This window comes from Streptomyces sp. TP-A0874 (genome assembly GCF_001748085.1).
GTDB lineage: Bacteria > Actinomycetota > Actinomycetes > Streptomycetales > Streptomycetaceae > Streptomyces.
Genome location: NZ_BBZK01000007.1, coordinates 199,453 through 224,143, shown reverse-complemented (window position 1 = coordinate 224,143; position 24,691 = coordinate 199,453). Strand labels below are relative to the sequence as shown.

Here is a 24,691-nt window from a genome sequence, read left to right as displayed (position 1 = left end):
GGCCCCCGCGGGGGCCGGACCCGGCCGTCGCTGTGCGCGTTCGGTCAGTGCGCGTGCCCGTGGCCGGCGGCCTCGGGCTCCTCATCGGCCGGCTTCTCGACGACGACGGTCTCGGTCGTCAGCATCAGCGAGGCGATGGAGGCGGCGTTCTCCAGCGCGGAGCGGGTGACCTTGACCGGGTCGATGACGCCGCCCTTGATCAGGTCGGTGTACTCGCCGGTGGCGGCGTTGAAGCCGTTGCCCTTCTCCAGCTCGGCGACCTTCGCCGTGATGACGTAGCCCTCGAGGCCGGCGTTCTCGGCGATCCAGCGCAGCGGCTCCACCGCGGCGCGGCGGACCACGGCGACACCGGTGGCCTCGTCGCCCTCCTTGCCCAGCGAGCCGTCGAGCACCTTGGCGGCGTGCACCAGGGCGGAGCCGCCACCGGAGACGATGCCCTCCTCGACCGCGGCGCGGGTCGCGGAGATGGCGTCCTCCAGACGGTGCTTGCGCTCCTTGAGCTCGACCTCGGTCGCCGCGCCCACCCGGATCACGCAGACGCCGCCGGCCAGCTTCGCCAGACGCTCCTGGAGCTTCTCGCGGTCCCAGTCGGAGTCGGTGGTCTCGATCTCGGCCTTGATCTGGGCGATCCGGCCCTGCACGTCCTCGTTCGTGCCGCCGCCGTCGACGATCGTGGTGTCGTCCTTGGTGACGGTCACCCGGCGGGCGGAGCCGAGCACCTCGAGTCCGGCCTGGTCGAGCTTGAGGCCGACCTCCTCGGCGATGACGGTGGCACCGGTGAGGGTGGCCATGTCGCCGAGCATCGCCTTGCGGCGGTCGCCGAAGCCGGGGGCCTTGACGGCCACGGCGTTGAAGGTGCCGCGGATCTTGTTGACCACGAGCGTGGAGAGCGCCTCGCCCTCGACGTCCTCGGCCACCACCAGCAGCGGCTTGGAGCCACCGGCCTGGATGATCTTCTCCAGCAGCGGGAGGAGGTCCTGGATGGAGGAGATCTTGCCCTGGTGGATCAGGATGTACGGGTCGTCGAGGACGGCCTCCATACGCTCCTGGTCGGTCACCATGTACGGCGAGAGGTAGCCCTTGTCGAAGGCCATGCCCTCGGTGAAGTCGAGCTCCAGACCGAAGGTGTTGGACTCCTCGACGGTGATCACACCGTCCTTGCCGACCTTGTCCATGGCCTCCGCGATGAGCTCGCCGACCTGCTTGTCCTGGGCGGACAGCCCGGCCACGGCGGCGATGTCGGCCTTGGAGTCGATCGGGCGGGCGCCGGCGAGGAGGTCCTCGGAGACGGCCTTGACCGCGGCGTCGATGCCCTTCTTCAGCGCGGCGGGGGAGGCGCCGGCGGCGACGTTGCGCAGCCCCTCCCGGACGAGCGCCTGGGCCAGCACGGTGGCGGTGGTGGTGCCGTCACCGGCGATGTCGTTGGTCTTGGTGGCCACCTCCTTCACCAGCTGGGCGCCGAGGTTCTCGTACGGGTCCTCGACCTCGACCTCGCGGGCGATGGTGACACCGTCGTTGGTGATGGTCGGCGCGCCGAACTTCTTGTCGATGACGACGTTGCGGCCCTTCGGGCCGATCGTCACCTTCACCGTGTCGGCGAGCTTGTTGACGCCGCGCTCGAGGGCGCGACGGGCGTCCTCGTCGAACTTCAGGATCTTCGCCATGGTTGCGTGGATGTCCTCTCAACGAACTACGCCCCGGTCGCCCGGTTGTTCAGACACGGGGTGGCCGGGGCGTAGCAGAAAGATTCTTGGGTGAATTACTTCTCGATGATCGCGAGCACGTCGCGAGCCGAGAGGACGAGGTACTCCTCGCCGTTGTACTTCACCTCGGTGCCGCCGTACTTGCTGTACAGAACGACGTCGCCGACCGACACGTCGAGCGGGAGACGATTGCCGTCCTCGAAGCGGCCAGGACCGACGGCCAGGACGGCGCCCTCCTGGGGCTTCTCCTTGGCAGTGTCCGGAATGACCAGGCCAGAGGCGGTGGTCTGCTCGGCGTCGAGCGGCTGGACCACGATGCGGTCCTCGAGCGGCTTGATGGCAACCTTGGTGGAGCTGGCGGTCGTCACGATCCGACCTCCCCCTTCGGAGATCTCACGGGGTTAACTGTCTGAGGTGGCGACCAGGTGGATCCGTCGTCGCGGGTGCCGGACCTGCCCGTCGCTGTAGTTGGCACTCCCACTTGAGGAGTGCCAGCCAGAGACTATGACGTGGATTAGCACTCAGTCAACTAGAGTGCCAACGCCTCGCGCGTCGTCAGAGGTAGTCCTCGATCCGGGCCACCGCGAAACCCTGCTCGGTGGCGGTGCGCAGCACCCGCCGGACCACGTCGGGCATGGTGCCCCGCCAGTCGGCCGGCCCCCGGAAGTGGGTGAGGATGATGTCCCCGGGCAGCAGCCGCCCGCCGGCCTCCGCGTACTCCATCCGGTCCGGGAAGGCCTCCTCGGTCCACAGCGGCAGCACCTTCACGCCGCAACTGGCGGCGGCGCGCAGGGTGTCGAGGTTGTAGTCGCCGTAGGGCGGACGGAAGAGCTCGGGGCGCACGCCGATCTCCCGCTCCAGGTTCTCCTGCTGGCCGCAGATCTCCCGGCGCTGCTCCGCGTAGGGGAGGGCGGAGAGCTGCCGGTGGTTGAGGGTGTGGTTGTTCACCCCCATGCCCAGGCGGCGCAACTGCCGGAAGTAGCCGTAGTCGGAGCGCGCCTCGGAGTGGGTGAGGAAGGCACTGACCGGCACCTGGAGCTCGGAGAGCATCTGCAGCAGCTCCGGGTCCTTGTGGTCGCCGTCGTCGATGGTCAGGAAGACCACCCGATCGGTGGTGGGCACCTGGTTGACGACCACCGGCAGCCCGGCGGGGACGGCGCCGCCCTCGTCCGACCCGCTCCGCTGGAGGTACGTCGGGGTGCTGGGGGTGGGCTTGACCGCGGGCGGGTCCGGCGGCAGCAGCGGAGGCCGGTCCAGGCCCCACTTCCGGGCGACGGCGAGCCGCGCGGCCTCGGACCTGCGCAGCCGTTCGGTGCCCGCGGCCAGGTCGCGCGCCGGGTCGGAGAGCCGACCGGGGGCCGCGTTCTCCAGGGAGGCGGACGACTCCCCAGCCGCGCACCCCGCGCTGACCAGGGAGATCAGCAGCAGCGCCGCCGCCCCCAGCGCCACCCCTCCCCACCATGGCCGTTCATATGCTTTTCGGACAATCCGCATAAGGCGGATATTCTCAGTGCCCCGGTGGCCGACCGCGCCGACACCCCGACCTCCGCCAGCGGTCCACCGCTTGGCCCACAATGGGCCGGTGGACGATGTCGACTCCTTCTCCGCCCTGCTCACCCCCGAGGGCCAGGCACTCCTCGAAGAGCTGCGCGACCACGACCCCGGTCGGGAACTGGCGGTCGCGACCCGCCTCCGGCGGCACCACCCGGCCGAGCTGGTGTCGGCGGCGCTGGGCCAGGCACGGCTGCGCCAGCGGGCGGTGGCGAAGTTCGGCGCGGCGGACGCGCAGCGGATGTTCTTCACCCCGCAGGGCGTGGAGCAGTCCACCCGGGCCGCGGTGGCCGAGCACCGGGCCAGGCGCTTCGAGGAGATCGGTGTGCACCGGGCGGCCGACCTGTGCTGCGGCATCGGCGCCGACGCGATCGCGCTGGCCCGCGCCGGGGTGCAGGTGCTGGCGGTCGACCGCTCCCCGCTGACCTGCGCGGTCGCCCGCGCCAACATGGCCGCGCTCGGCCTGTCCCGGCGGGTGGAAGTGCGCTGCGCGGACGTCACCGAGGTCGACGTCGCGGAGTTCGACGCGGTCTTCGCCGACCCGGCCCGGCGCAACGGGCGGGGCCGGGTCTTCGACCCGGAGGCCTACTCCCCGCCGCTGTCCTGGGCGGTGGAGACGGCCCGCAGGGCACCGCACGGGGCGCTCAAGGTCGCCCCGGGCATCCCGCACGAGGCGGTGCCCGAGGACGCCGAGGCCGAGTGGGTCTCCGACGGCGGCGACGTGAAGGAGGCGGTGCTGTGGTTCGGCACCGCTCCCCGGGTGCGGCGGGCGACCGTACTGCCCACCGGCGCGTCCCTGCTGGGCACCGGGCTGCCCGCGCCGCCCGTCGGACCGGTGGGGCGCTGGCTCTACGAACCGGACGGCGCCGTGGTCCGCGCGCACCTCGTCGCCGACGTGGCAGAGCGCATCGGCGGGCGGCTGATCGACCCCACCATCGCCTATGTCACCGCGGACGTGCTCCACCAGGTGCCCTATGCCACTGCCTACGAGGTCACCGACACACTGCCGTTCAACCTCAAGAAGCTCCGGTCCCTCCTCCGGGAACGCGGGGTCGGTGTCGTCACCATCAAGAAGCGCGGTTCCGCGGTCGAGCCGGAGGAGCTCCGCAAGCGGTTGCGGCTACACGGAAGCGACTCCTGCGTCGTCTTCCTGACCCGGGTGGCCGGCTCCCCCACCGTCCTGCTTGCGCAACCCGCCGAGCGTCGCTGACCGCCCCTTCCCCACCCACGACGGCCACCGCCCGGACCGCTTCGTCCCGCTCGGCGGGGCGGCCGTCCTCGCCGTCAGCCATCGTCCGGTACCCGCCTTCGAGGCCGGCGCCCCGGAGGCCTGCGGGTCTGTCAGGCGCCGGCCGGCTGGACCTCTAGGGACTCGAAACGCCAGCGGTGGACCGGGCGGGCGACCAGTTCCGGGGCCGGGTCGGGGAACTCCGGCAGCTCCGCCTCGAACGGGGCGTCCCACCAGGTGATCACCAGCACCCGGTCCTCCCTCGCCCCGAAGATCTCCCGCCGCAGCGGCTCACCGTCCAGCCACTGCTCCCGGACCCACTCCAGCAGCTCCGCGTCCCGGCCCGGGACCGCGCGAGCCTCCCACATCAGTGCGACAGTCATGAGTACAGGTTGCCCTTGCTCAGCTCGTGCACGTGGTCATGGGGGTGTGCGTGTCCGGGGGCCGCCCCGGAGCCGGGGTCGGGGACGTGCGGCTCGGTCACCGGCAGGGAGGAATCGGCGGACAGCTCCCAGGCCGAGGCCGACCGGCCGCGGCTGACCATCTCCGCCCCGAGCGCGGCGACCATCGCCCCGTTGTCGGTGCACAGCTTCGGCCGCGGCACCCGGAGCACGATGCCGGCGTCCTCGCAGCGCCGCTCGGCCATGGCCCGCAGTCGCGAGTTGGCGGCCACCCCGCCGCCGATCATCAGGTGGTCCACCCCGTGGTCCTTGCAGGCCCGCACCGCCTTGCGGGTGAGCACGTCCGCCACCGCCTCCTGGAACGAGGCGGAAACATCGGCGACGGGCACCTCCTCACCGGCGCGGCGCCTGGCCTCGACCCAGCGGGCGACCGCGGTCTTCAGACCCGAGAAGGAGAAGTCGTAGGCGGCGTCCCGCGGGCCGGTCAGCCCCCGGGGGAAGGCGATCGCCTCCGGGTCGCCCTCCCGGGCCATCCGGTCGATCACCGGGCCACCGGGGAAGCCGAGGTCCAACACTCGGGCGACCTTGTCGAAGGCCTCGCCCGCCGCGTCGTCGATGGTGGCTCCCAGCGGCCGCACATCGCTGGTGATGTCGGGTGCGAGCAGCAGCGAGGAGTGCCCGCCGGAGACCAGCAGGGCCATGGTCGGCTCCGGGAGCGGGCCGTGTTCCAACTGGTCCACGCAGATGTGCGAGGCGAGGTGGTTGACCCCGTACAGCGGCTTGCCGAGCGCGTAGGCGTAGGCCTTGGCCGCCGAGACCCCCACCAGCAGCGCGCCCGCCAGCCCGGGACCGGCGGTCACCGCCACGCCGTCGAGGTCGGAGGCGCGCACCCCGGCTTCCCGCAGCGCCCGGCGGATCGTCGGGACCATCGCCTCCAGGTGCGCCCTGCTGGCCACCTCGGGGACCACGCCGCCGAACCTGGCGTGCTCGTCGACGCTCGACGCCACGGCGTCGGCCAGCAGGGTGTGTCCGCGGACGATGCCGACGCCGGTCTCGTCGCAGGAGGTCTCGATGCCCAGGACAAGGGGCTCATCAGCCATGGATCGTCGTTCCTTGCTCGTCTGCCGGGTCGGCGCGGCGCATGACCAACGCGTCCACGTTCCCCGGCTGGTAGTAGCCGCGGCGGAAGCCGATCGGCTCGAAACCGAAGCGCCGGTAGAGGCGCTGCGCGCGGAGGTTGTCCACCCGCACCTCCAGCAGCACCTCCCGGCAGCCGAAGCCGGTCGCGGCGGAGAGGAGTTCGGCGAGCAGCCTGGAGCCGACCCCGCTCCCCCAGCGGTCCGGGGCCGCCGCGATGGTCTGGATGTCGCCCGTCCCGCCGCCGGCGGCCAGGCCGCCGTACCCGGCCAGCCGACCGTCCGCGTCCTCCGCCACGAGGTACCGCCGCGACCGGCGGGGGCCCCGGCAGTGCGCCAGCTCGGACCAGAACATCCCCTCCGACCAGGCGTCGTCAGGGAACAGCGAACGTTCCAGGGCGAGCACCGGCGGAAGGTCCCACCAGCGCATCTCCCGCAGCACCACGGACGTCACCTCGGGGTGACCACCTTGTAGTTCGCCGGCACCTTGGCGTCCGGCCGGCGCAGGTAGAGCGGCCGGGTGTCGGAGAGGTCCTCGCCGGCGCGCAACCGCTGCGCGGCGAGCGCCGCCAGCGCAGCGGCGGACTGCTGCTCCGGTCCCCGGATCTCGGTGAAGACCTCGGGGTACAGCGCCGCCCCCGGACCCACCGCGGGTCCGTCGGCCACCTGGTCCGCGATCTCGGCCGGCCGGTCGACGGCGGGGCCCGCGACCCGGGTGGCCGGGCCCGAGTACCGGGCCCAGTAGACCTCCTTGCGCCGGGCGTCGGTGACCACCGTGAACGGCCCGGGCAGGCCGGAGGCGTAGGCCATGCCGTCCAGGCTGCACACCCCGTACACGGGCGCCCCGGTCGCGGCGCCGAAGGCGGCGGCGGTCACCATGCCCACCCGCAGTCCGGTGTACGGCCCCGGTCCGGTGCCGACGACGAACCCGCTCACCGACTCCAGCTTCACACCCGCCTCCGCCAGTACCCGGTCGACCGCCGGGAGCAGCAGTTCCCCGTGGCGGCGGGCGTCCACGCGGTGCGACTCGGCGAGGGTCCGGGTGCCGTCGTGGAGCGCGACGGAGACGGCGGGGGTTGCGGTGTCAAGAGCGAGCAGCAGCACACGTACAGCCTAAGGGCTGGCCGCCCGCTTCCCGGTGGGTAGCGACGGCTGACATGAGGGGAGGCGGCCCGCGGTGCTACCGTCTGTGCGGTCACCGCGACAGAGCAGAAGGGGCCGGACGTGGCAGGAAGCAGCCCGGGGAAGATCGTGGCCGGGCTCACCGCACTGGCCCTCGCCGGCGTCGGCTTCCTCGCCTATCAGGCGGCTGCCAGCGCCCCGGAGCACCCGGGGAAGAGCCGCCCCAGCACCTCGGCCACCCCGGACGGCGACAAGCCCGGCGGCCGGCACAAGAAGAAGCCGCCGCCCGCGGTCCCGGCCGCCTCCGGAACGGGTCTGCGGGTCGTCTACTCCCTCTCCGACCAGCGGGTATGGCTGGTCGGAGCGGACGAACAGCCGCTGCGCACCTTCGAGGTCGCGCCGAGTACGGTCAGCCCGCCGCCCGGGGAGTACACGGTGTTCTCGCGGACCGCGGCGACCACCGGCTCCGACGGGGTGCCGATCGAGAACGTCGTCCTGTTCACCGCGGTGGAGGGCGTGGTCGTCGGCTTCAGCGCGGCCGTCGACGGCTCCACGCCCGTGGCGGACCCGAACCTGCGCACCGGCGGTATCCGGGAGGGGCGCGCGGACGGCTCGGCGATGTGGAAGTTCGCCACCGAGGACACCAAGGTGGTCGTGGTCGACTGACCGTCCGACCGGCACTCCCCGGTCGACGTACCGGCCGGCCCGGTGTCAGGCGGCGGTCCGCCGCCCGGTCTCCGGCTCCTGGGTCTGGGGTCGCTGCTGCCCGCGGCCCTCCGGTGCCTCCGGCGGCGTGGACACCGCGTTCGCCGCGGCACCGGCAGCCAGCAGGTCGCTCATCGAGGGCGTGTGCTGCCCGCTCGGCACGTCAGCGGTTTGCTCATGGCGCGCCATGGTGGCCTCCTGGGGTTCGGGGGCCGCTGGCACGATCTTGTTAGGTAGACCTAACCCGGCCCCGCCACCCCATGTGACCACGCCCGGTGTCAAGCGCGCAACATTTTGCCGACGCGGTGTCGGTACCTGCACTCCCGTGTGTGACCCTGTGGACCCCGGAGCGCAGGTGCGGCACCACGAACCGCTCCAGCTCCTCCTGGACCTCGCGGTGGTTGGCTACGAGGAACCCCCCTGCGGGCTCAGCCGTACGACCGACTTGCCGGGGTTCTCACCGCGCGATGTCCCGAGGAACGCGGGCACCAGCCGCTCGAAGCCCTCGACCACGCTGAGCCGCTCGAAGACCGACTCGCCCCCGCGCAGCCGTGCGAGCCGACGCTGCCGACGATGCGGCCGGCGCCCAGCAGGCGGGCCAGTTGACCGGCCGCGGTGCCGACCCCGCCGGGCGCCGCGGAGCTGCCGGTGTGGCTGGCCTGCCAGGCCGGGGCTGGGCGGGAACGCTGCTGGCGCTGGGCGAGTCGAGCCCGCTCCACTTCCTCGCCTTCTTCGTGGCCTGCTTCGCCAACCTCAACAGCCTGCCTGGCTGCTGACCGCGCTGCGGCAGCGGGCAGGCGAAGGGGACAAGGCCGAGATGGCTTCGCTGCGGCTGCTCTCCATCGGTCTGGGCACGGCGGTGCTGATGCCGATGGTCGGGCGCTCCGCGGCCGCCTCCCTGGGGGCGGGCTTCGGAAGCCGCGCGGTCACCATGGCCCTGTTAGCGCTGGGCGGCACCGGGAAGAGCGGGGTCAGTAATCGATCAGAACGGACAGATCGGTCTCGGCCCACCGCTCCCCGACACCGGTGAGCGACACCTCCCGGACATCGGCGACATCGCCCGTCTCGTCGCAGGAGAGGCCGTCGCCGCCCTCTGCACGGGAGATCACGATGTGCAGCCGGTCCTCGGACAGCTCCTCGACCCGCCCCTCCCCCCACTCCACGACCACCACCGAGTCCGGCAGCGAGACGTCCAGATCGAGGTCCTCCATCTCCTCCAGCCCACCGCCCAGCCGGTAGGCGTCCACATGGACCAGCGGCGGCCCGGCCACGAGCGAGGGGTGCACCCGGGCGATGACGAAGGTCGGGGAGGTGACCGCGCCCCGCACCCCGAGGCCCTCGCCGAGCCCTCGGGTGAGCGTCGTCTTGCCCGCGCCCAGCTGTCCGCTGAGCAGCAGCAGGTCACCCGGGCGCAGCAGCCCCGCGAGGCGCCGGCCCAGCTCCCGCATGCGGTCCGGGGTCGCGACGGTGAGGTGGACGTTGGTGGTCATACCCGGGGCTTCCGCTTCCATACCGGTCGATGGTACGGGGAAGCCGCAGGGCTCAGCCGTTCCCCGCGCGCCGGTCTCGGAAGCCCTCGTACTGCGTCGCCCGGACCAGTAGTTCCAACAGCTGGGCGGTCACCGTCTCCGGACGCTCCAGCATGACCAGATGCCCGGCGTCCGGTACGAGCACCAGTTCGGCCCCGGTGAGCAGCCCCACGATGGCCGCACCGTGGTCGCTGGGCGTGACCAGGTCGAGCTCACCGGCGAGCACCAGCACCGGCAGCCCGGCGAGCGCTCCCAGCTCTCCGGTCTTGTCGTGCTCCTGGAAGGCCGGGTAGAACTCCGCGGCCACCTCGATCCGGGTGGACTCGATCATCCGCTCGGCGAACCGGGCCACCGCGGGGTCGACGTCCCGGGCACTGAACGAGTAGTGCTTGATGAGCCCGGCGAACAGGTCCGCGGTCATCCGCCGGCCCCGTTCCAGCACCGCGGCCCGGGAGCCGAGCAGCTTGAACACCCCGGGCAGCAGCCGCCGCAGCGCGTTCACACCGGCCACCGGCAGCCCGTAGTTGACCTGCCCGAGGTCGCCGGCCGAGGTCCCGACGAGGGCGGCCCCCAGCACCCGCCGGCGCACGTAGTCCGGGTAGTGGGCGGCGAGCGCCATCACCGTCATCCCACCCATCGAGTGGCCGACCAGGACGACCGGTCCGTCCGGCACCGCGGCGTCCAGCACCGCCTTCAGGTCCCGGCCGAGCTGGTCGATGGTGACCGGGGCGCCGGCGCGCTGGGCCGCCCCGCGCTCGGAGCGGCCGTGGCTGCGCTGGTCCCAGTAGACGGCCCGGACGAGTCCGCGCAGTGCGGCGCGCTGGAAGTGCCAGGAGTCCTGGTTGAGGCAGAAGCCGTGGCAGAAGACGACGGTGACGGGCCGTCCGCGGAGGGGCCGGTGCCGCGGGTCGGCCGCCCGAGCGGGGTGCTGACCGGCGTCCTCGATCTCGTCGATCTCGTAGTGCAGCTCGGTGCCGTCGTCGGCGACCGCCCGTCCCGGTGCGCCGCGCAGGGTGCCGTAGGTATCGGAGCCGTCCGGGGCGCGCCGCGCCTCCTCCCGCCGGCCGGTCCGCTCGGCCGTCAGCCGCTCCACCACCGCGCCCGCCACCGCCGCGGCGGCCAGCACCCCGACCACGGCGCCCGCGATGCCCGCACCGCGCCACCGGTGGGCACCGAACGGTCCGGCGCCGGCGGGCGGTTCAGCCATCGGCGGACTGCCCCCCGGCTCCCTCGTCACCGGTCGGCCCCTCCCCCAGGTAGACCCGCGGCACCCGGGCTCCGATCCGGGTGACGATCTCGTAGCCGATGGTGCCCGTGGCCCGGGCCCAGTCCTCCGCCGTCGGCTCCCCCCGGTCTCCTGGGCCGAAGAGCAACGCGGGCTCGCCGGCCCGGGCGGTGTCGCCGCCCAGGTCGACGGAGAACTGGTCCATCGCGACCAGCCCCGCGATCTGCCGCCACTTGCCGCCGACGAGCAGCGGTCCGCAACCCGAGGCGTGCCTCGGGATCCCGTCGGCGTAGCCGAGCGGCACCAGCGCCAGTGTGGTCTCCCCCGGGGTCAGGTAGCGGTGCCCGTAGCCCACGCCCTGGCCGCCCGGCACCCGCTTCACCAGCGCCAGCCGGGCGGAGAGGGTCATCACCGGCCGGAGCCCGAGCTCGGCCGGCCGACCCAGCAGCGGACCGGGGGCCAGCCCGTAGACGGCGATCCCCGTCCGCACCAGGTCGAAGTGCGCGTCCGGACGGGTCAGCAGGGCCGCCGAGTTGCTGATGTGGCGCACCTCTGGGCGCAGCCCGATCCGTTCGGCGGTCTCCAGCGCCTGCCGGAAGACCGCGAGTTGGGCGTCGGTGGCGGGGTGTTCCGGCTCGTCGGCGCAGGCGAGGTGGGACCAGACGCCGGTCACCCGCAGGACGCCCTCCTCCTCCGCGGTCAGGGCCGCCGAGGCTAGTTGGGGCCAGTCCTCCGGGGCGCAGCCGTTCCGGCCCAGCCCGGTGTCGATCTTCAGGTGCACCCTGGCGGGGCGCCGGCAGGCACGGGCGGCGGCCACGACCTCGCGCAGCGCCCACATCCCGCTCACCGAGACGTCGACATCTGCCTCGATCGCCGCCTGCCAGGGGCCTCCGGGGGTCCAGAGCCAGCACATCAGCCGGCCGCGGTCCCCGCCGGCCCGCAGCGCCAGCGCTTCCTCCGGGGTCGCGGTGCCGAGCCAGTCCGCACCGGCCTGCCGGGCGGCGCGGGCGCAAGGCAGCACGCCGTGGCCGTAGGCGTCGGCCTTCACCACGGCCATCAGCTGTGCCTCCGGGGCCCGACCGCGCAGCGCCCGGACGTTGGCTCGGAGCGCGGCGAGGTCCACCTCGGCGCGGGCCCGCATCGGTTGTCCGTTCATCCAGATCAGTGTCTCACCGGAGTACGGAGTCGGCCTGTGTTGGCACCGGGTGGAGCTGTTCTGCCGCCTCCCGGTAGGGCGGTAGGGGCCCGTGCGGCCTCCGGCCGTGGGTGCCTGGACGGCTGGAACGCCTGCCCCGCGGCTCACCTCAGAGGTTCCGCCAAGGCCCCGGGCACTCCTCCCGGCCGTTCCCGGGGAGCTCCGTGGGCCGTCCCACTCACCTGCTCGGCACAGCGCGTTCGCCGGCGGGCTCGCCGTCCGGGGCGCCGGTGTTATGGCCGCTTGCCCCAGAGGAACACCGGATCGTTCACTTCCAGTACGTCCCAGAGCCGTTCGGCGTCGGTGTAGGCGAGGTTCACACAGCCGTGTGAGCCGCCGCCCGGGTCGAAGATGTTCCCGTAGACCCCGTGGAAGGCCTCACCGTCGTCGAAGAACTGGGCGAACGGCATGGGGGTCTCGTAGATCGAGGAGACATGCTGCTTGTTGCGCCAGTAGACCTGGTGCCTCCCGGTGCGGGTCTCGTGGTCGGGCATGCCGGTGCGGACCGACACCGGGCCGAAGACGACGTCTCCGCCGCGCTGCACCCACATCAGCTGACGCGTCAGGTCCACACAGGCGATCCTGGTGTCCGGCGCCTCCGGACACCGCCGGCCGGCGTTCGGCTCCTTCTTCGCCCGGGCCAGCCGGGCCCGGCCCCAGCTGGTCGGCCCGGCGAAGCCGATGGCCGGCTGGATGCCCTCCGCCAACTGCCAGTCGCGGATGGCGCGGCAGTCGCCCGGTGACTGCACGCCGTCCGGACGCAGCCGCAGGAACTCCTCCACCTCCCGCTGGTAGGGGCCGGTCCTCCCGGTGCACTGCTCGGGTCGGGCCCTGCCCGGCGCGGCCTGCACCTCCGCCGGCGGCACGTACTCGACGAGTCGGGCGGCCGCCCCCTTCGGCTCCGGCGGCACGGCTTCGGCGCGGCGGCTGTCCCGGGGCTGGGGCGGCAGCGCCTGGTCGGGGGTGTCGACGGTGTGCCGGAAACGGGTCTCCGGCAGCCCGGGCACCAGCTTCTCCAGCGGCACCGGAGCGCTGGCGACGGGCTTCGGCCGGTCAGCCGCCACCGCCTTCTCGGCGGCCTTCCCGGTCTGCCAGGCCAGTGGTGCGTCAGCGGCCGCCGTGCCACCGATGATCAGCAGTGGCAGCAGCACCGCGAAGACTATCGGCCTTCGCTCCCGCTCCCCTTCTCGCACCGCAGGGCCCATGGCGGATCCGTCCTTTTCCCCGGCCGCGGTGGCCCGCGGCGAACAAACCAGAACGGAACAGCACTCCCGCCGCCGCGCGACCGACACGCCGTCCGACCCCTGAGATCACCCGGTCGCCGTACCGGGATCACCCGGGTGCCCGGGGCCGGTTTCAGGAGAGGTGCACCTCGCGCCAGGCGTCCGAGAGACGGTCGGCGACATCCATCGCGGAGACCGGCCCCGGGGTCCGGCCCGCCGCGAACCGTCCGGCCAGGCCGTGCAGATAGGCCGCGGCCGCCCCCGCCTCCCGCGCGTCGAGCCCGGCCGCCAGCAGCGAGCCGGCCAGCCCGGAGAGGACGTCACCGCTGCCGGCGGTCGCCAGCCAGCCGGTCCCGGTGGGATTCGCCAGCACCGGCCCCTCCGATCCCGCCACCAGCCCGTCCGCTCCGGCGACCAACGTGGTGGAGCCCTTCAGCAGCACCGTCGCACCGTACTCCGCCGCCAGTCGGCGGACCGAGGCGAGACGCGCCGACTCCGCCTCCTCCCGGGCCACCCCCAGCAGTGCCGCCGCCTCCCCGGCGTGCGGGGTCAGCAGCGTCTGCGCCGTCCGCTCGCGGAGCCGTTCCCGCTCCAGCAGGCGCAGCGCGTCGGCGTCCACCAGCACCGGTACGGAGGAGGCCAGCACCTGCTCCAGGGCCTGGCGCCCGCCCGGGTCGTCCCCCAGCCCCGGCCCGATCACCCAGGCCTGGACGCGGCCCGCCTCGGCGGGCGGTCCCGGGTGCACCAGCGTCTCCGGGAAGCGGGCGATCACCGCATCCGCCCCCGGTCCCACGTACCGCACCGCCCCGGCGCCGCCCCGCAGCGCCCCGGCCACCGCGAGTACCGCGGCCCCCGGATAGCGCGCGGAGCCGGCCACCACACCCACCACCCCGCGCCGGTACTTGTCGCTCTCCGCTCCGGGCACCGGCAACAGCCGGGCCACATCGGCGTGCTGCGGGGCGACGAGCTCGGGCCGCGGTGGCAGGTACGGGCCGAGCCCGATGTCCACCAGCCGCAGCGCGCCGGCGTGGGCGGCGCCCGGGTCGACGAGCAGGCCGGGCTTGTACGCGCCGAAGGTGACGGTGGCGTCGGCCCGCACCGCGGGCCCCGTCACCTCGCCGCTCCCGGCGTCCACACCGCTCGGCAGGTCGACGGCGACGATCCGGGCCGCGGACCGCTGGGCCGAGCGCGCCAACGGCTCGGCGTCCGCCCGCAGCCCGCCCCGGCCGCCGATGCCCACGATCCCGTCGACCACCAGGTGGGCGCGGTCGATCAGCTTCCCGGAGCCGGCCGGCGGCCCGGCCCTGCCGCCCGCAGCCCGCAGGGCGGCGAGCCCGCCGCGGTGCGTCCGGTCCGGTTTGAGCAGCACCGCGGTGACGGAGGCGCCGCGCCGGGCCAGCCGAGCGCCGGCGTACAGCGCGTCACCGCCGTTGTCCCCGCTGCCCACCAGCAGGACCACTCTGGCCCCGTAGACCCTGGGAAGGAGGTCGCAGCAGGCCGCGGCGAGTCCGGCGGCCGCCCGCCGCATCAACTCCCCCTCCGGCAGCCGGGCCATCAACTCCCGCTCGGCCGCCCGTACCGTCTCCACGCCGTAGGCAGTCCTCATGCGACCAGTCTGGTCGGCCCGGCCGACGACAGCAGCTCGACTCACCCCTCCGCGATCACCACGGCCGAGGCCACCCCGGCGTCGTGGCTCAGGGAGACGTGCCAACCCCGCACCCCCAGCTCGGCCGCCCGCGCGGCCACCGTCCCTCGCACCCGCAACCGGGGCTGCCCGTTCTCCTCGGTCAGCACCTCGGCGTCCGTCCAGCGCAGCCCCTTCGGCGCGCCGAGCGACTTGGCGAGCGCCTCCTTGGCCGCGAAGCGGGCCGCCAGGGACGCCGCTCCCCGCCGTTCACCGCTGGGCAGCGTCAGCTCGCCCGCCACGAAGAGCCGGTGGGCCAGCCCCGGTGTGCGTTCCAGCGCCGCGGCGAAGCGGTCGATCTCGGCGACGTCGATCCCCACCCCCACGATCACTCGACGGTCACCGACTTCGCCAGGTTCCGCGGCTGGTCCACCTCGTTCCCCCGGGCGGTGGCCAACTCGCAGGCGAAGACCTGCAGCGGCACCGAGGCCACCAGCGGTTGCAGCAGCGTCGGGGTGGCCGGGACCCGGATCAGGTGGTCCGCGTAGGGGACGACCGACTCGTCGCCCTCCTCGGCCACCACGATGGTCCGGGCCCCCCGCGCCCTGATCTCCTGGATGTTCGAGACGATCTTGTCGTGCAGCACCGACCGCCCGCGCGGCGAGGGCACGACGACCACCACCGGCAGGTCCTCCTCGATCAGCGCGATCGGCCCGTGCTTGAGCTCCCCCGCGGCGAAGCCCTCGGCGTGCATGTAGGCCAGTTCCTTGAGCTTCAGCGCGCCTTCGAGCGCCACCGGATAGCCGACGTGCCGCCCCAGGAACAGTACGGTCCTCTTGTCCGCCAGGCCGCGCGCCAGCTCGCGCACCGGCTCCATGGTGCCGAGCACCTGCTCCACCTGGGTGCCGATCTCCGACAGCTCCCGGACCACCGAGCGGATCTCGTCACCCCATTTGGTGCCGCGTACCTGACCGAGGTAGAGCGCCACCAGGTAGCAGGCGACGAGCTGGGTGAGGAAGGCCTTGGTGGAGGCGACCGCGATCTCCGGACCGGCGTGCGTGTAGAGCACCGCGTCCGACTCCCGGGGGATGGTCGATCCGTTGGTGTTGCAGATGGCGAGCACCTTCGCGCCCTGTTCCCGGGCGTGCCGCAGCGCCATCAGGGTGTCCATGGTCTCGCCCGACTGGCTGATCGCCACCACGAGGGTCCGGGTGTCCAGGATCGGGTCCCGGTAGCGGAACTCGCTGGCGAGTTCGGTCTCACAGGGCACCCGGGTCCAGTGCTCGATCGCGTACTTGGCGATCATCCCGGCGTGGAAGGCGGTACCGCAGGCCACGATGACGACCTTCTCCACCTCGCGCAGCACCCCGGCCGGGATCCGCACCTCGTCTAGGAGCAGCGCCCCGGAGGCGTCGATCCGCCCGAGCAGGGTGTCCGCCACCGCCTTCGGCTGCTCGGCGATCTCCTTGAGCATGAAGTAGTCGTAGCCGGCCTTCTCGGCCGCCGAGGCGTCCCAGTCGACGTGGTACTCCCGCACCTCGGCCGGCCGGCCGTCGAAGTCCGTCACCGTGACCGCCCCGCGCCGCACCTCGACGACCTGGTCCTGCCCGAGTTCGATCGCCTCCCGGGTGTGCTCGATGAAGGCGGCGACGTCCGAGGCGAGGAACGCCTCGTCGTTCCCCACCCCCACCACCAGCGGGGAGTTCCGGCGGGCGCCGACCACCACGTCCGGCTCGTCGGCGTGCACCGCGACGAGGGTGAAGGCGCCCTCCAGCAGCCGGCAGACGTTCCGCATCGCCTCGGCGAGGTCGCCGCATGAGGAGAACTCCTCGGCGAGCAGGTGGGCCGCCACCTCGGTGTCGGTCTCCGAACTCAGCCGATGGCCCCGAGCGGTGAGTTCCGCGCGGAGTTCGGCGAAGTTCTCGATGATGCCGTTGTGCACCACGCTGACCCGGCCCGAGTTGTCGAGGTGCGGATGGGCGTTGGCGTCGTTGGGCGCGCCGTGGGTGGCCCAGCGGGTGTGGCCGATGCCGGTGCCGCCGCTCGGCAGCGGCCGGTCGGCCAGCGCCTTCTCCAGGTTGGCGAGTTTGCCGGCCTTCTTCGCCGAGGCGAGTCCCCCGTCGGATAGCACGGCCACTCCCGCCGAGTCGTAGCCGCGGTACTCGAGCCTCTTCAGGCCGGCGATGACGATGTCGAGGGCCGACCGCCCTCCCACGTAACCAACGATTCCGCACATGATCGCAGCCTACGGCCCCAGCCCCGGGCAACCGGTCAGTGCCCGCGCGCGATCCGCTCCATGGCCTCCTGGATGGTGGCCAGGTACTCCACCTCCTCGCACCGCGGCTTGCTGCCGGGTTCGTACATGTCCAGGCAGTCCGCGAGGTCCTCCGGGAGGTCCTCGTCCGGCAGCTCGTCGGCGAGGTCGCCGTGGACCACCCCGACCGTGGCGGCGCGGTCACCGCGGAGCCCCGCCGCCTCGTACACCGAGGGTCTCCCTCGGCGGCGTATCAGGTTAGTCAGACGTATGGACATGCGGATCCTTAGCGGCCGTGGTGGATCCGGGCGTGACGGCTCGGGCCGCCCACCCCGGAAAGGGGTCCCCCAATGGGCGGACAGTAACCCCGATCAGTCGAAAGTAATAGACATACGATCGATTCGGGACAGCTTCACGGCTTCCGGCCGCCCGGCCGGGCGGCCGCGGCCGGAGCCCGCCGACTGTACGGTCCGCCGCTCCACCTGCCGCGACGCCCGTCGCGGCGGCCGCTCCGGATCAGCCCAGGGCCGACTTCACCACGTCCGCCAGCCGTTCCCCGACCGACCGCGCCTGCTCGATGTCGGGGGCCTCCACCATCACCCGCACCAGCGGCTCGGTGCCGGAGGGGCGCAGCAGCACCCGCCCGGTGGCGCCCAGCTCCCGCTCCGCCTCCGTGACCGCCGCTGCCAGCTCGGCCGAGCTGGCCACCCGGGTCTTGTCCACGTCCGGCACGTTGATCAGCACCTGGGGCAGGCGCTCCATGGCGGCGGCCAGCTCGGCCAGCGGCCGGCCGGTGGCCGCGATCCGGGCCGCGAGCATCAGCCCGGTGAGGGTGCCGTCACCGGTGGTGGCGTGGTCAAGGATGATCACGTGGCCGGACTGCTCCCCGCCGAGCGCGAAGCCCTCCTCCTTCATCGCCTCCAGGACGTAGCGGTCGCCGACCGCGGTCTGCCGCAGCTCGATCCCCTCGCGTTCCAGCGCGAGTTTGAAACCCAGGTTGGACATGACGGTGGCGACGACGGTGTTCTTCCGGAGCCGGCCGCCGTCCCGCATGGCGAGGGCGAGGACGGTCAGGATCTGGTCCCCGTCGACCTCCTGGCCGGACGCGTCGACGGCGAGGCAGCGGTCGGCGTCACCGTCGTGGGCGATCCCCAGGTCGGCGCCGTTCTCGACCACGGCGGCCTTGAGGAGGTCCAGATGGGTGGATCCGCAGCCGTCGTTGATGTTGAGCCCGTCCGGGTCGGCCGCGATGGTGACGACCTCCGCCCCGGCACGTGCGAAGGCCTCCGGGGAGACCCGGGAGGCGGCGCCGTTCGCCTCGTCCAGTACGACCTTGAGGCCGTCGAGCCGGTTGGGCAGCACGCCGATCAGGTGGGCGACGTAGTTGTCGAAGCCCTCGTCGTAGGTACGGACCCGGCCCACGCCCGTGCCTGTCGGCCGGTCCCAGGGCTGCCCGCCTCGGTGGGCGGCGTACCGGGTCTCGATACGGTCCTCGAGTTCGTCGGCGAGCTTCTGCCCGCCCCGGGCGAAGAACTTGACGCCGTTGTCGGGCATCGGGTTGTGGCTCGCCGAGAGCATCACGCCGAGGTCGGCGCCCAGCGCGCCGGTGAGATACGCCACCGCCGGGGTGGGCAGCACACCGACGCGCAGGACGTCCACGCCAGCGCTGGCCAGGCCCGCCACGACGGCGGACTCCAGGAACTCTCCGGAGGCGCGCGGGTCGCGTCCCACCACTGCGGTGGGCCGGTGGCCCTCGAAGGTTCCTGTCTCGGCGAGCACATGTGCCGCCGCGACCGACAGTCCGAGCGCGAGCTCAGCCGTGAGGTCCGCGTTGGCGACACCGCGCACTCCGTCCGTGCCGAAGAGTCGTCCCACTGGTCTCCTCCGAGTTCCTTCGAAATTGCAAGTTTTTGAGCGTGTTCTGTCTGTATACGCTCGGGACCCTGAATAAACGAACGCCCCGGCAGCACCGAATGTGCCGCCGGGGCGGTTCGTGAGAAAAACGCGAGCGGGTCAGCGCTTGCTGTACTGCGGGGCCTTACGGGCCTTCTTCAGACCGGCCTTCTTACGCTCCACGGCGCGGGCGTCCCGGCTGAGGAAGCCGGCCTTCTTCAGCGGACCGCGGTTGTTGTCGACGTCCGCCTCGTTGAGCGCGCGGGCCACGCCCAGCCGCAGCGCACCGGCCTGGCCGGACACGCCGCCGCCGCTGATCCGGGCGATCACGTCGTAGCGGTCGTCGAGCTCCAGCACCTTGAACGGCTCGTTGACCGCCTGCTGGTGCACCTTGTTCGGGAAGTAGCCCTCAAGGCTGCGCCCGTTGATCTTCCACTGGCCGCTGCCCGGCACGATGCGCACCCGGGCGATGGCGTTCTTGCGCCGCCCCAGACCGGCGGCGGGCTGCGGGTCGCCGAAGCGGGAGGCCAGGGACTCGGAGGTGTACTCCTCCACGTCCGGGGTCTCGAAGGTCTCCACGACCTCGTCGGCGACGGGGGTCTCTGCGGTGGTCTCGGCCACGATTCTCCTCAGATTCTTTTCGTCTAGGGGGTGGCCGGGACTACTGCGCGACCTGGGTGATCTCGAACGGGACCGGCTGCTGAGCGCCGTGCGGGTGCTCGGGACCCGCGTAGACCTTCAGCTTCGAGAAGACCTGACGGCCCAGGGAGTTCTTCGGGAGCATGCCCTTGATGGCCTTCTCCACGGCCTTCTCGGGCTTCTTCTCAAGCAGCTCGTCGTAGCGGATGGACCGCAGACCACCCGGGTAGCCGGAGTGGCGGTAGGCGAGCTTCTGGGTCCGCTTGTTACCGGAAAGGTGCACCTTGTCGGCGTTGATGATGATGACGAAGTCACCAGCGTCAACGTGCGGCGCGTACACCGGCTTGTGCTTCCCCCGGAGGAGGGTGGCGGCCTGGGAGGCCAGACGGCCCAGGACGACGTCGGAGGCGTCGATGACGTACCACTGACGCTGGACGTCTCCGGGCTTGGGGCTGAACGTACGCACGGTCGTAGCCTTCGCTTCTTCAGTGATGGGGTCTCCTCGGGCTCGGTTGAGCCAAGGGGACGGGTCCTGACAAGGCCACCCGGACGATCACGCCAGCCCTGGCAGCACGGGTGACGCATGCCCGGTTGTCTGCCACTGGCCATCGGCCCGGTGATCCGGCGTAAGGGCCCCTCACGTGAGATAGAGCAAGCCGATACGCATAACGAAACCGCAGAGTACCGGCCCGCACCCATCCGGGTCAAAACACGTCACCGGGGGATCCGGCCGACCGGAAGCCCGGGGGAGCCCCGCTCCACCACCGGCGACCGCCTCCGCACCCCGGCCGAGGGCCCGGACCGCTCTCCGCGCGGCGAGGCTCCCCCGGCTGTCATCCTGCGCCTGCCGGGGATGACGGGACAGCCCTTAGGATGCGCGCCATGAGCTTTGGGCATGCGGGGCCGCACGGTCCCGGGGGATCGGGCGGTCCGACACCGGACTGGGGAGCGCTGGCGGAGCAGGCCGAGCGCCGCGGCAGGCGCCGCCGGCGACTGCTGATCGGCGGCGGGGCGCTCGCCACCGCCGCGGTGGCCGCGATCGTCGCGACCGCCGTGGTCCGCTCCGGTCAGGGAGACGACAAGCCCCACACCCTGCCCACCGCGGAGTCCGCGCCACCGGACGAGCCGGAGCAGCCGGATCCGTCGTTCTCGGACGTCAGCCCGCCCGCCCCGCCGGACCCGCGGGACTTCCTCTCCGACGCGAAGCGGGACACCGCGCCGCTCAACGCCGAGAACCTCTTCCCGTCGGACAAGATCGTCAGCAACGGCCGCTCCTACGCCCAGGGCGCCACCGGCTCCACCCAGAACTGCCCGTCGGCCGCCTCGGTCACCCTCGGTGCCACGCTCTCCGGCAACGGCTGCACCCAGGTCATCCGGGCGACGTACTTCGCCAAGGGGGTGGCGGTCACGGTCGGGGTCGCCGTCTTCGACACCGAGAGCCAGGCCAGCAAGGTCAAGAAGAAGGCGTCGGGCAACATCCGGCCGCTCGCCGGGGACGGCGTCGCGGCCTTCTGCCAGCAGACCGCCTGCCGGCTGACCACCAACGCCATCGGCCGCTACGCCTACTTCACCGTCTCCGGATACACCTCCGGCCAGCCGGTGCCCGCCGCGGACACCGAGGCCCGGCAGGCCGGGACGGACGTCGCCGACTACACCTTCAGCAGGATCGTCGAGCGCGGGGAGGCCCAGGCCTCGGCGGCCGCCACGGCCGGCGACTGAGCGCCGCCCCGGACGCTCCCCCACCGCCCCCGGGGAGCGCGGCGGGACTGCACCGGCCCCGGGTCAACAGCACCCCGCCGCACCGTCCGGTTCCCCGGGCAGCGTCCGCCTGTTCCGGGCCGCGAGGTTCCGGGCCGCCAGTCGGTCGTCCGGGGGGTAGCCGACCTCCTCCAGGGTGAGCCCGTGCGGCCGGACGACGTTCACCGCCGAGTGGCGGACCCGCCCGGCCAGCACCTGACCGGGGAAGGCGACCGGCCGGTGCCCGTCCCCCACCAGCAGCAGCGCCCCGACCAGCGCGCGGACCATGTTGTGGCAGAAGGCGTCGGCCCGCACCGTGGCGACGGCCAGGCCGGCGTCCTCAAGGCCCGCGGCCGGCCGCTCCCAGTGCAGGTCGAGCAGGGTCCGGATGGTGGTCGCGCCCTCCCGCTTCTTGCAGTAGGCCGCGAAGTCGTGCTCCCCGACCAGGCTGGCGGCCGCCGCGTTCATCAGCTCGACGTCCACCGGGCGATCGTGCCAGAGCACGTGCCCGCGCCGTATCGGATCCACCCCGCCGGGGTGGTCGCTCACCCGGTAGGCATAACGCCGCCAGACCGCGGAGAAGCGGGCGTCGAAGTGCGGCGGGGCCTCGGTGACCTTCCGGACCCGGATGTCCTGCGGCAGCTTCCCGGCGAGCCGGCGCAGCAGTTTCCCGCCGTGCTCGGCCCAGACCTCCGCGGGGAGGTCCGCATGGGCGACCTGCCCCCGCGCGTGCACCCCGGAATCGGTACGCCCGGCGACCGTCAGCTCCACCGGCTCCGGCAGCCGGAGCACCGTCCGCAGCGCGCTCTCCAGCTCTCCCTGGACGGTCCGCCGCTCCCGCTGGCGCGCCCAGCCGGAGAAGTCCTTGCCGTCGTAGGCCAGGTCGAGGCGGACCCGTACCAGCCCGGGCCCCACGTCGTCGGTCACCGGTCGTTCCTCCATGCTCTCGAAGCGGGGTGCCCAGGGGTCTCCAGCCGAACGGGCCCGCTCCGGATGATCCGGAGCGGGCCCGTCGAGTTCAGCCGTCGCCGGCTGGGAACACCCTGCTCAGGCGTCCTTCTGCTCAGCCGCGTCCTCATCGGCCGCGGGAGCCTCGGCGGCCTCGTCCTTCTTGAGGTCCGCGAGCGCCGCGTCACCGGCGGCGTCCTTGGCCGAGCGCTTGGTGGCGGCCTCGGCCTCGCCCACCGCCTCCTGCTGCACGGTCAGTGCCTCGACCAGCTCGATGACGGCCATCGGGGCGTTGTCGCCACGACGGCTGCCGATCTTGGTGATCCGGGTGTAGCCACCCGGCCGGTTCTCGTAGCGCGGGCCGATCTCGGTGAAGAGGGTGTGCACGACCCCCTTGTCCCGGATGGTCGCCAGCACCTGGCGGCGGTTGTGAAGGTCACCCTTCTTCGCCTTGGTGATCAGGCGCTCGGCGACCGGACGCAGCCGACGGGCCTTGGCCTCGGTGGTGGTGATCCGCCCGTGCTCGAACAGCGAGGTGGCGAGGTTCGCCAGCATCATCCGCTCGTGCGAGGGGCTGCCGCCCATCCGGGCGCCCTTGGCGGGCTTCGGCATAGTGACTTCTCCTTGTGATCTGCACCGGCCGTATCAGGTACCGGTGTCAGTTTCCGAGCGAGCGTGTGCCCGCCGGAGGTTCATGGCCGACCGCGGTCGGCTCAGTACTGCTCGGTCTCCACGAAGCCCGAGTCCGAGTCGTCCTCGGCCCCGAAGGCGTCAGCCGCGGCGGTGGGGTCGAATCCGGGAGGGCTGTCCTTGAGCGCCAGGCCCATGCCGGCCAGCTTCGCCTTGACCTCGTCGATCGACTTCGCACCGAAGTTGCGGATGTCGAGCAGGTCCGCCTCGCTGCGAGCCACCAGCTCGCCCACCGAGTGGATGCCCTCGCGCTTGAGGCAGTTGTACGACCGGACGGTGAGCTCCAGCTCCTCGATCGGCAGCGCCAGATCGGCCGCGAGCGCGGCGTCCGTCGGCGACGGGCCCATGTCGATGCCCTCGGCGTCGATGTTGAGCTCGCGCGCCAGGCCGAAGAGCTCCACCAGGGTCTTGCCCGCGGACGCCATGGCGTCCCGCGGCCGCATGGCCTGCTTGGTCTCGACGTCGACGATCAGCTTGTCGAAGTCGGTGCGCTGCTCGACACGGGTCGCCTCGACCTTGTAGGTGACCTTGAGCACCGGGCTGTAGATGGAGTCCACCGGGATCCGGCCGATCTCCTGGCCCACCTGCTTGTTCTGCACCGCGGAGACGTAGCCGCGGCCACGCTCGACGGTCAGCTCCATCTCCAGCTTGCCCTTGCCGTTGAGGGTGGCGAGGAGCAGGTCCGGGTTGTGGACCTCGACACCGGCGGGCGGCGCGATGTCCGCCGCGGTGACCGCACCCGGGCCCTGCTTGCGCAGGTACATCACGACCGGCTCGTCGTGCTCCGAGGAGACGACCAGCTGCTTGATGTTGAGGATGAGGTCGGTGACGTCCTCCTTGACGCCCGGCACGGTGCTGAACTCGTGCAGCACCCCGTCGATCCGGATGCTGGTGACGGCCGCTCCGGGGATGGAGGAGAGCAGCGTACGCCGGAGCGAGTTGCCCAGGGTGTAGCCGAAGCCGGGCTCCAGCGGCTCGATCACGAACCGGGAGCGGTATTCGTCGACGACCTCTTCGGTCAGCGACGGGCGCTGAGCGATCAGCATGAAATGAACTCCTTCAGTCTTCGGCACCCGCTATTTGATGCCGGACTCGTGGGCTCTCGGCCCGTGTCGGCGCCGCGGTGGAATACCCCGGCCCCGGGTGCGCGGACGGTCGCGCCCGCGCACGATGCTCCAAGGATACGGGCGGTACGGCCCGAGTGGACCGCACCGCCCGCCTTGCCGCTTCCTACTGCCAGGTAATGGTTACTTGGAGTAGAGCTCGACGATCAGCTGCTCCTGCACCTGGGTGTCGATCGCCTGGCGCTCCGGCATGCTGTGCACGAGGATGCGCATCTTCGCCGGCACGGCCTCGAGCCAGGCCGGAACGGTGCGCTCGCCGGCCTCCGCACGAGCGACCACGAACGGGGTCAGCTCGAGGGAGCCCTTGCGGACCTCGATGATGTCGTTCACGGACACCCGGGCCGACGGGATGTCGGTCTTGCGTCCGTTGACCTGGATGTGACCGTGCTTGACCAGCTGACGGGCGTGGTCGCGGGACTTGGCGAAGCCCGCCCGGTAGACCACGTTGTCCAGTCGGGTCTCGAGGATGCGCAGCAGGTTCTCGCCGGTCTTGCCCTGCTTGCGGTTCGCCTCCTCGAAGTAACCCCGGAACTGCTTCTCAAGGACACCGTAGATACGAGCGGCCTTCTGCTTCTCGCGCTTCTGCAGCAGGTACTCGCTGTCCTTGGTGCGCCCGCGACCGTGCTCACCCGGGGGGTAAGGACGGATCTCGATCGGGCACTTCGCGCTCTCGCACTTGCTCCCCTTGAGGAAGAGCTTCTGCTTCTCCCGACGGCAACGCTTGCAGTCGGCCCCGGTGTAACGCGCCATTTTGTCTTGTCTCC

General features: G+C 72.4%; 27 protein-coding genes. 4 read left to right on the top strand and 23 right to left on the bottom strand.

What is annotated here, in order from left to right; all coding sequences use genetic code 11:
• Positions 1-44 precede the first annotated feature (44 nt).
• The 3 genes from groL to BGP73_RS13335 form a co-directional block, all read right to left on the bottom strand.
• Entirely contained in the window at positions 45-1,664 is a 1,620-nt protein-coding gene (gene groL / locus BGP73_RS13345; protein ID WP_069814549.1) for a chaperonin GroEL, read from the bottom strand.
• Positions 1,665-1,759: 95 nt separating this feature from the next.
• Positions 1,760-2,071, bottom strand: a complete 312-nt coding sequence (gene groES, locus BGP73_RS13340) for a co-chaperone GroES (protein WP_069814548.1) — start codon at positions 2,069-2,071, stop codon at positions 1,760-1,762.
• Positions 2,072-2,258: 187 nt separating this feature from the next.
• Positions 2,259-3,197: a polysaccharide deacetylase family protein gene (locus BGP73_RS13335; RefSeq protein ID WP_069814547.1), complete on the bottom strand. Its 939-nt coding sequence runs from the start codon at positions 3,195-3,197 to the stop codon at positions 2,259-2,261.
• An 88-nt stretch (positions 3,198-3,285) separates the two neighbouring features.
• Between BGP73_RS13335 and BGP73_RS13330 the strand changes: the two genes are divergently transcribed.
• Complete coding sequence (locus BGP73_RS13330; RefSeq protein WP_069814546.1) at positions 3,286-4,464, top strand: class I SAM-dependent methyltransferase; 1,179 nt, start codon at positions 3,286-3,288, stop codon at positions 4,462-4,464.
• Between the two features lie 131 nt (positions 4,465-4,595).
• Here the strand turns inward: BGP73_RS13330 and BGP73_RS13325 are convergent, their stop codons facing one another.
• Genes BGP73_RS13325 through tsaB form a run of 4 tightly spaced genes read right to left on the bottom strand, consistent with a single transcriptional unit; the run spans position 4,596 to position 7,123 of the window.
• On the bottom strand, positions 4,596-4,865 hold the full coding sequence (locus tag BGP73_RS13325) for a hypothetical protein (protein ID WP_069814545.1): 270 nt from the start codon (positions 4,863-4,865) through the stop codon (positions 4,596-4,598).
• A complete protein-coding gene (tsaD, locus tag BGP73_RS13320; protein WP_069814544.1) occupies positions 4,862-5,983 on the bottom strand; it encodes a tRNA (adenosine(37)-N6)-threonylcarbamoyltransferase complex transferase subunit TsaD in 1,122 nt (373 codons plus the stop codon). The genes BGP73_RS13325 and tsaD overlap by 4 nt, the downstream gene beginning before the upstream one ends.
• On the bottom strand, positions 5,976-6,449 hold the full coding sequence (rimI, locus tag BGP73_RS13315) for a ribosomal protein S18-alanine N-acetyltransferase (protein ID WP_069814795.1): 474 nt from the start codon (positions 6,447-6,449) through the stop codon (positions 5,976-5,978). Before rimI ends, tsaD begins: the two co-directional genes overlap by 8 nt.
• Before the next feature lie 20 nt (positions 6,450-6,469).
• Entirely contained in the window at positions 6,470-7,123 is a 654-nt protein-coding gene (tsaB, locus tag BGP73_RS13310) for a tRNA (adenosine(37)-N6)-threonylcarbamoyltransferase complex dimerization subunit type 1 TsaB (RefSeq protein WP_069814543.1), read from the bottom strand.
• A gap of 120 nt (positions 7,124-7,243) precedes the next feature.
• On the opposite strand from tsaB, the gene BGP73_RS13305 reads away from it, so the two are divergent.
• Positions 7,244-7,807 carry a hypothetical protein gene (locus BGP73_RS13305; RefSeq protein ID WP_244501185.1) on the top strand — a complete coding sequence of 188 codons (564 nt, stop codon included), beginning with the start codon at positions 7,244-7,246 and terminating at the stop codon, positions 7,805-7,807.
• A 45-nt stretch (positions 7,808-7,852) separates the two neighbouring features.
• Here the strand turns inward: BGP73_RS13305 and BGP73_RS13300 are convergent, their stop codons facing one another.
• Entirely contained in the window at positions 7,853-8,035 is a 183-nt protein-coding gene (locus BGP73_RS13300) for a hypothetical protein (protein WP_069814541.1), read from the bottom strand.
• A gap of 461 nt (positions 8,036-8,496) precedes the next feature.
• Here BGP73_RS13300 and BGP73_RS23755 point away from each other — a divergent pair, with 461 nt between their 5' ends.
• A complete protein-coding gene (locus tag BGP73_RS23755; RefSeq protein ID WP_280138173.1) occupies positions 8,497-8,622 on the top strand; it encodes a hypothetical protein in 126 nt (41 codons plus the stop codon).
• A gap of 195 nt (positions 8,623-8,817) precedes the next feature.
• Here BGP73_RS23755 and tsaE read toward each other — a convergent pair whose 3' ends face one another.
• The 11 genes from tsaE to rplM form a co-directional block, all read right to left on the bottom strand.
• The gene (gene tsaE, locus BGP73_RS13290; protein ID WP_107474036.1) at positions 8,818-9,357 is read right to left on the bottom strand and encodes a tRNA (adenosine(37)-N6)-threonylcarbamoyltransferase complex ATPase subunit type 1 TsaE; all 540 of its coding nucleotides are present in this window, start codon (positions 9,355-9,357) and stop codon (positions 8,818-8,820) included.
• Between the two features lie 31 nt (positions 9,358-9,388).
• Positions 9,389-10,582, bottom strand: coding sequence for an alpha/beta fold hydrolase (locus BGP73_RS13285; protein ID WP_069814538.1), 1,194 nt, complete (start codon positions 10,580-10,582; stop codon positions 9,389-9,391).
• The gene (alr, locus tag BGP73_RS13280) at positions 10,575-11,756 is read right to left on the bottom strand and encodes an alanine racemase (protein ID WP_069814537.1); all 1,182 of its coding nucleotides are present in this window, start codon (positions 11,754-11,756) and stop codon (positions 10,575-10,577) included. The genes BGP73_RS13285 and alr overlap by 8 nt, the downstream gene beginning before the upstream one ends.
• A gap of 272 nt (positions 11,757-12,028) precedes the next feature.
• Positions 12,029-13,000, bottom strand: a complete 972-nt coding sequence (locus tag BGP73_RS13275; RefSeq protein WP_079127491.1) for a L,D-transpeptidase — start codon at positions 12,998-13,000, stop codon at positions 12,029-12,031.
• Between the two features lie 151 nt (positions 13,001-13,151).
• A complete protein-coding gene (locus BGP73_RS13270; protein WP_069814536.1) occupies positions 13,152-14,624 on the bottom strand; it encodes a bifunctional ADP-dependent NAD(P)H-hydrate dehydratase/NAD(P)H-hydrate epimerase in 1,473 nt (490 codons plus the stop codon).
• Positions 14,625-14,665: 41 nt separating this feature from the next.
• Positions 14,666-15,034: a holo-ACP synthase gene (locus BGP73_RS13265; protein ID WP_069814535.1), complete on the bottom strand. Its 369-nt coding sequence runs from the start codon at positions 15,032-15,034 to the stop codon at positions 14,666-14,668.
• Positions 15,031-16,878 carry a glutamine--fructose-6-phosphate transaminase (isomerizing) gene (gene glmS / locus BGP73_RS13260; RefSeq protein ID WP_069814534.1) on the bottom strand — a complete coding sequence of 616 codons (1,848 nt, stop codon included), beginning with the start codon at positions 16,876-16,878 and terminating at the stop codon, positions 15,031-15,033. Before glmS ends, BGP73_RS13265 begins: the two co-directional genes overlap by 4 nt.
• A 35-nt stretch (positions 16,879-16,913) precedes the next feature.
• Positions 16,914-17,174, bottom strand: a complete 261-nt coding sequence (locus tag BGP73_RS13255) for a hypothetical protein (protein WP_107474035.1) — start codon at positions 17,172-17,174, stop codon at positions 16,914-16,916.
• A gap of 238 nt (positions 17,175-17,412) precedes the next feature.
• Complete coding sequence (gene glmM, locus BGP73_RS13250; RefSeq protein WP_069814532.1) at positions 17,413-18,771, bottom strand: phosphoglucosamine mutase; 1,359 nt, start codon at positions 18,769-18,771, stop codon at positions 17,413-17,415.
• 138 nt (positions 18,772-18,909) lie between these two features.
• Positions 18,910-19,410, bottom strand: coding sequence for a 30S ribosomal protein S9 (gene rpsI / locus BGP73_RS13245; protein WP_069814531.1), 501 nt, complete (start codon positions 19,408-19,410; stop codon positions 18,910-18,912).
• A 40-nt stretch (positions 19,411-19,450) separates the two neighbouring features.
• Positions 19,451-19,894, bottom strand: coding sequence for a 50S ribosomal protein L13 (gene rplM / locus BGP73_RS13240; RefSeq protein WP_069814530.1), 444 nt, complete (start codon positions 19,892-19,894; stop codon positions 19,451-19,453).
• A 416-nt stretch (positions 19,895-20,310) separates the two neighbouring features.
• Between rplM and BGP73_RS13235 the strand changes: the two genes are divergently transcribed.
• Positions 20,311-21,147 carry a hypothetical protein gene (locus tag BGP73_RS13235; protein ID WP_069814529.1) on the top strand — a complete coding sequence of 279 codons (837 nt, stop codon included), beginning with the start codon at positions 20,311-20,313 and terminating at the stop codon, positions 21,145-21,147.
• A 63-nt stretch (positions 21,148-21,210) separates the two neighbouring features.
• On the opposite strand, the gene truA is transcribed toward BGP73_RS13235, so the two are convergent.
• The 4 genes from truA to rpsD form a co-directional block, all read right to left on the bottom strand.
• On the bottom strand, positions 21,211-22,107 hold the full coding sequence (truA, locus tag BGP73_RS13230; RefSeq protein ID WP_069814528.1) for a tRNA pseudouridine(38-40) synthase TruA: 897 nt from the start codon (positions 22,105-22,107) through the stop codon (positions 21,211-21,213).
• A 105-nt stretch (positions 22,108-22,212) separates the two neighbouring features.
• Positions 22,213-22,725 (bottom strand): 50S ribosomal protein L17, encoded by a 513-nt coding sequence (gene rplQ, locus BGP73_RS13225; protein ID WP_069814527.1) that lies wholly within the window; start codon positions 22,723-22,725, stop codon positions 22,213-22,215.
• 101 nt (positions 22,726-22,826) lie between these two features.
• Positions 22,827-23,849, bottom strand: coding sequence for a DNA-directed RNA polymerase subunit alpha (locus BGP73_RS13220; protein ID WP_069814526.1), 1,023 nt, complete (start codon positions 23,847-23,849; stop codon positions 22,827-22,829).
• 201 nt (positions 23,850-24,050) lie between these two features.
• Positions 24,051-24,677 (bottom strand): 30S ribosomal protein S4, encoded by a 627-nt coding sequence (gene rpsD / locus BGP73_RS13215; protein WP_069814525.1) that lies wholly within the window; start codon positions 24,675-24,677, stop codon positions 24,051-24,053.
• Between the last annotated feature and the right edge of the window lie 14 nt (positions 24,678-24,691).

Coding starts and splice junctions, on each gene's coding strand:
- BGP73_RS13300 (WP_069814541.1), bottom strand. CDS start 8,035: ATGGCGCGCCATGAGCAAACCGCTGACGTGCCGAGCGGGCAGCACACG.
- BGP73_RS13270 (WP_069814536.1), bottom strand. CDS start 14,624: ATGAGGACTGCCTACGGCGTGGAGACGGTACGGGCGGCCGAGCGGGAG.
- glmS (WP_069814534.1), bottom strand. CDS start 16,878: ATGTGCGGAATCGTTGGTTACGTGGGAGGGCGGTCGGCCCTCGACATC.
- BGP73_RS13325 (WP_069814545.1), bottom strand. CDS start 4,865: ATGACTGTCGCACTGATGTGGGAGGCTCGCGCGGTCCCGGGCCGGGAC.
- rplQ (WP_069814527.1), bottom strand. CDS start 22,725: ATGCCGAAGCCCGCCAAGGGCGCCCGGATGGGCGGCAGCCCCTCGCAC.
- BGP73_RS13285 (WP_069814538.1), bottom strand. CDS start 10,582: ATGGCTGAACCGCCCGCCGGCGCCGGACCGTTCGGTGCCCACCGGTGG.
- rpsD (WP_069814525.1), bottom strand. CDS start 24,677: ATGGCGCGTTACACCGGGGCCGACTGCAAGCGTTGCCGTCGGGAGAAG.
- BGP73_RS13235 (WP_069814529.1), top strand. CDS start 20,311: ATGAGCTTTGGGCATGCGGGGCCGCACGGTCCCGGGGGATCGGGCGGT.
- alr (WP_069814537.1), bottom strand. CDS start 11,756: ATGAACGGACAACCGATGCGGGCCCGCGCCGAGGTGGACCTCGCCGCG.
- tsaD (WP_069814544.1), bottom strand. CDS start 5,983: ATGGCTGATGAGCCCCTTGTCCTGGGCATCGAGACCTCCTGCGACGAG.
- BGP73_RS13255 (WP_107474035.1), bottom strand. CDS start 17,174: ATGTCCATACGTCTGACTAACCTGATACGCCGCCGAGGGAGACCCTCG.
- groL (WP_069814549.1), bottom strand. CDS start 1,664: ATGGCGAAGATCCTGAAGTTCGACGAGGACGCCCGTCGCGCCCTCGAG.
- rimI (WP_069814795.1), bottom strand. CDS start 6,449: ATGCGCTGGTGGGACCTTCCGCCGGTGCTCGCCCTGGAACGTTCGCTG.
- tsaE (WP_107474036.1), bottom strand. CDS start 9,357: ATGGAAGCGGAAGCCCCGGGTATGACCACCAACGTCCACCTCACCGTC.
- BGP73_RS13335 (WP_069814547.1), bottom strand. CDS start 3,197: ATGCGGATTGTCCGAAAAGCATATGAACGGCCATGGTGGGGAGGGGTG.
- BGP73_RS13275 (WP_079127491.1), bottom strand. CDS start 13,000: ATGGGCCCTGCGGTGCGAGAAGGGGAGCGGGAGCGAAGGCCGATAGTC.
- truA (WP_069814528.1), bottom strand. CDS start 22,107: ATGGAGGAACGACCGGTGACCGACGACGTGGGGCCCGGGCTGGTACGG.
- BGP73_RS13220 (WP_069814526.1), bottom strand. CDS start 23,849: ATGCTGATCGCTCAGCGCCCGTCGCTGACCGAAGAGGTCGTCGACGAA.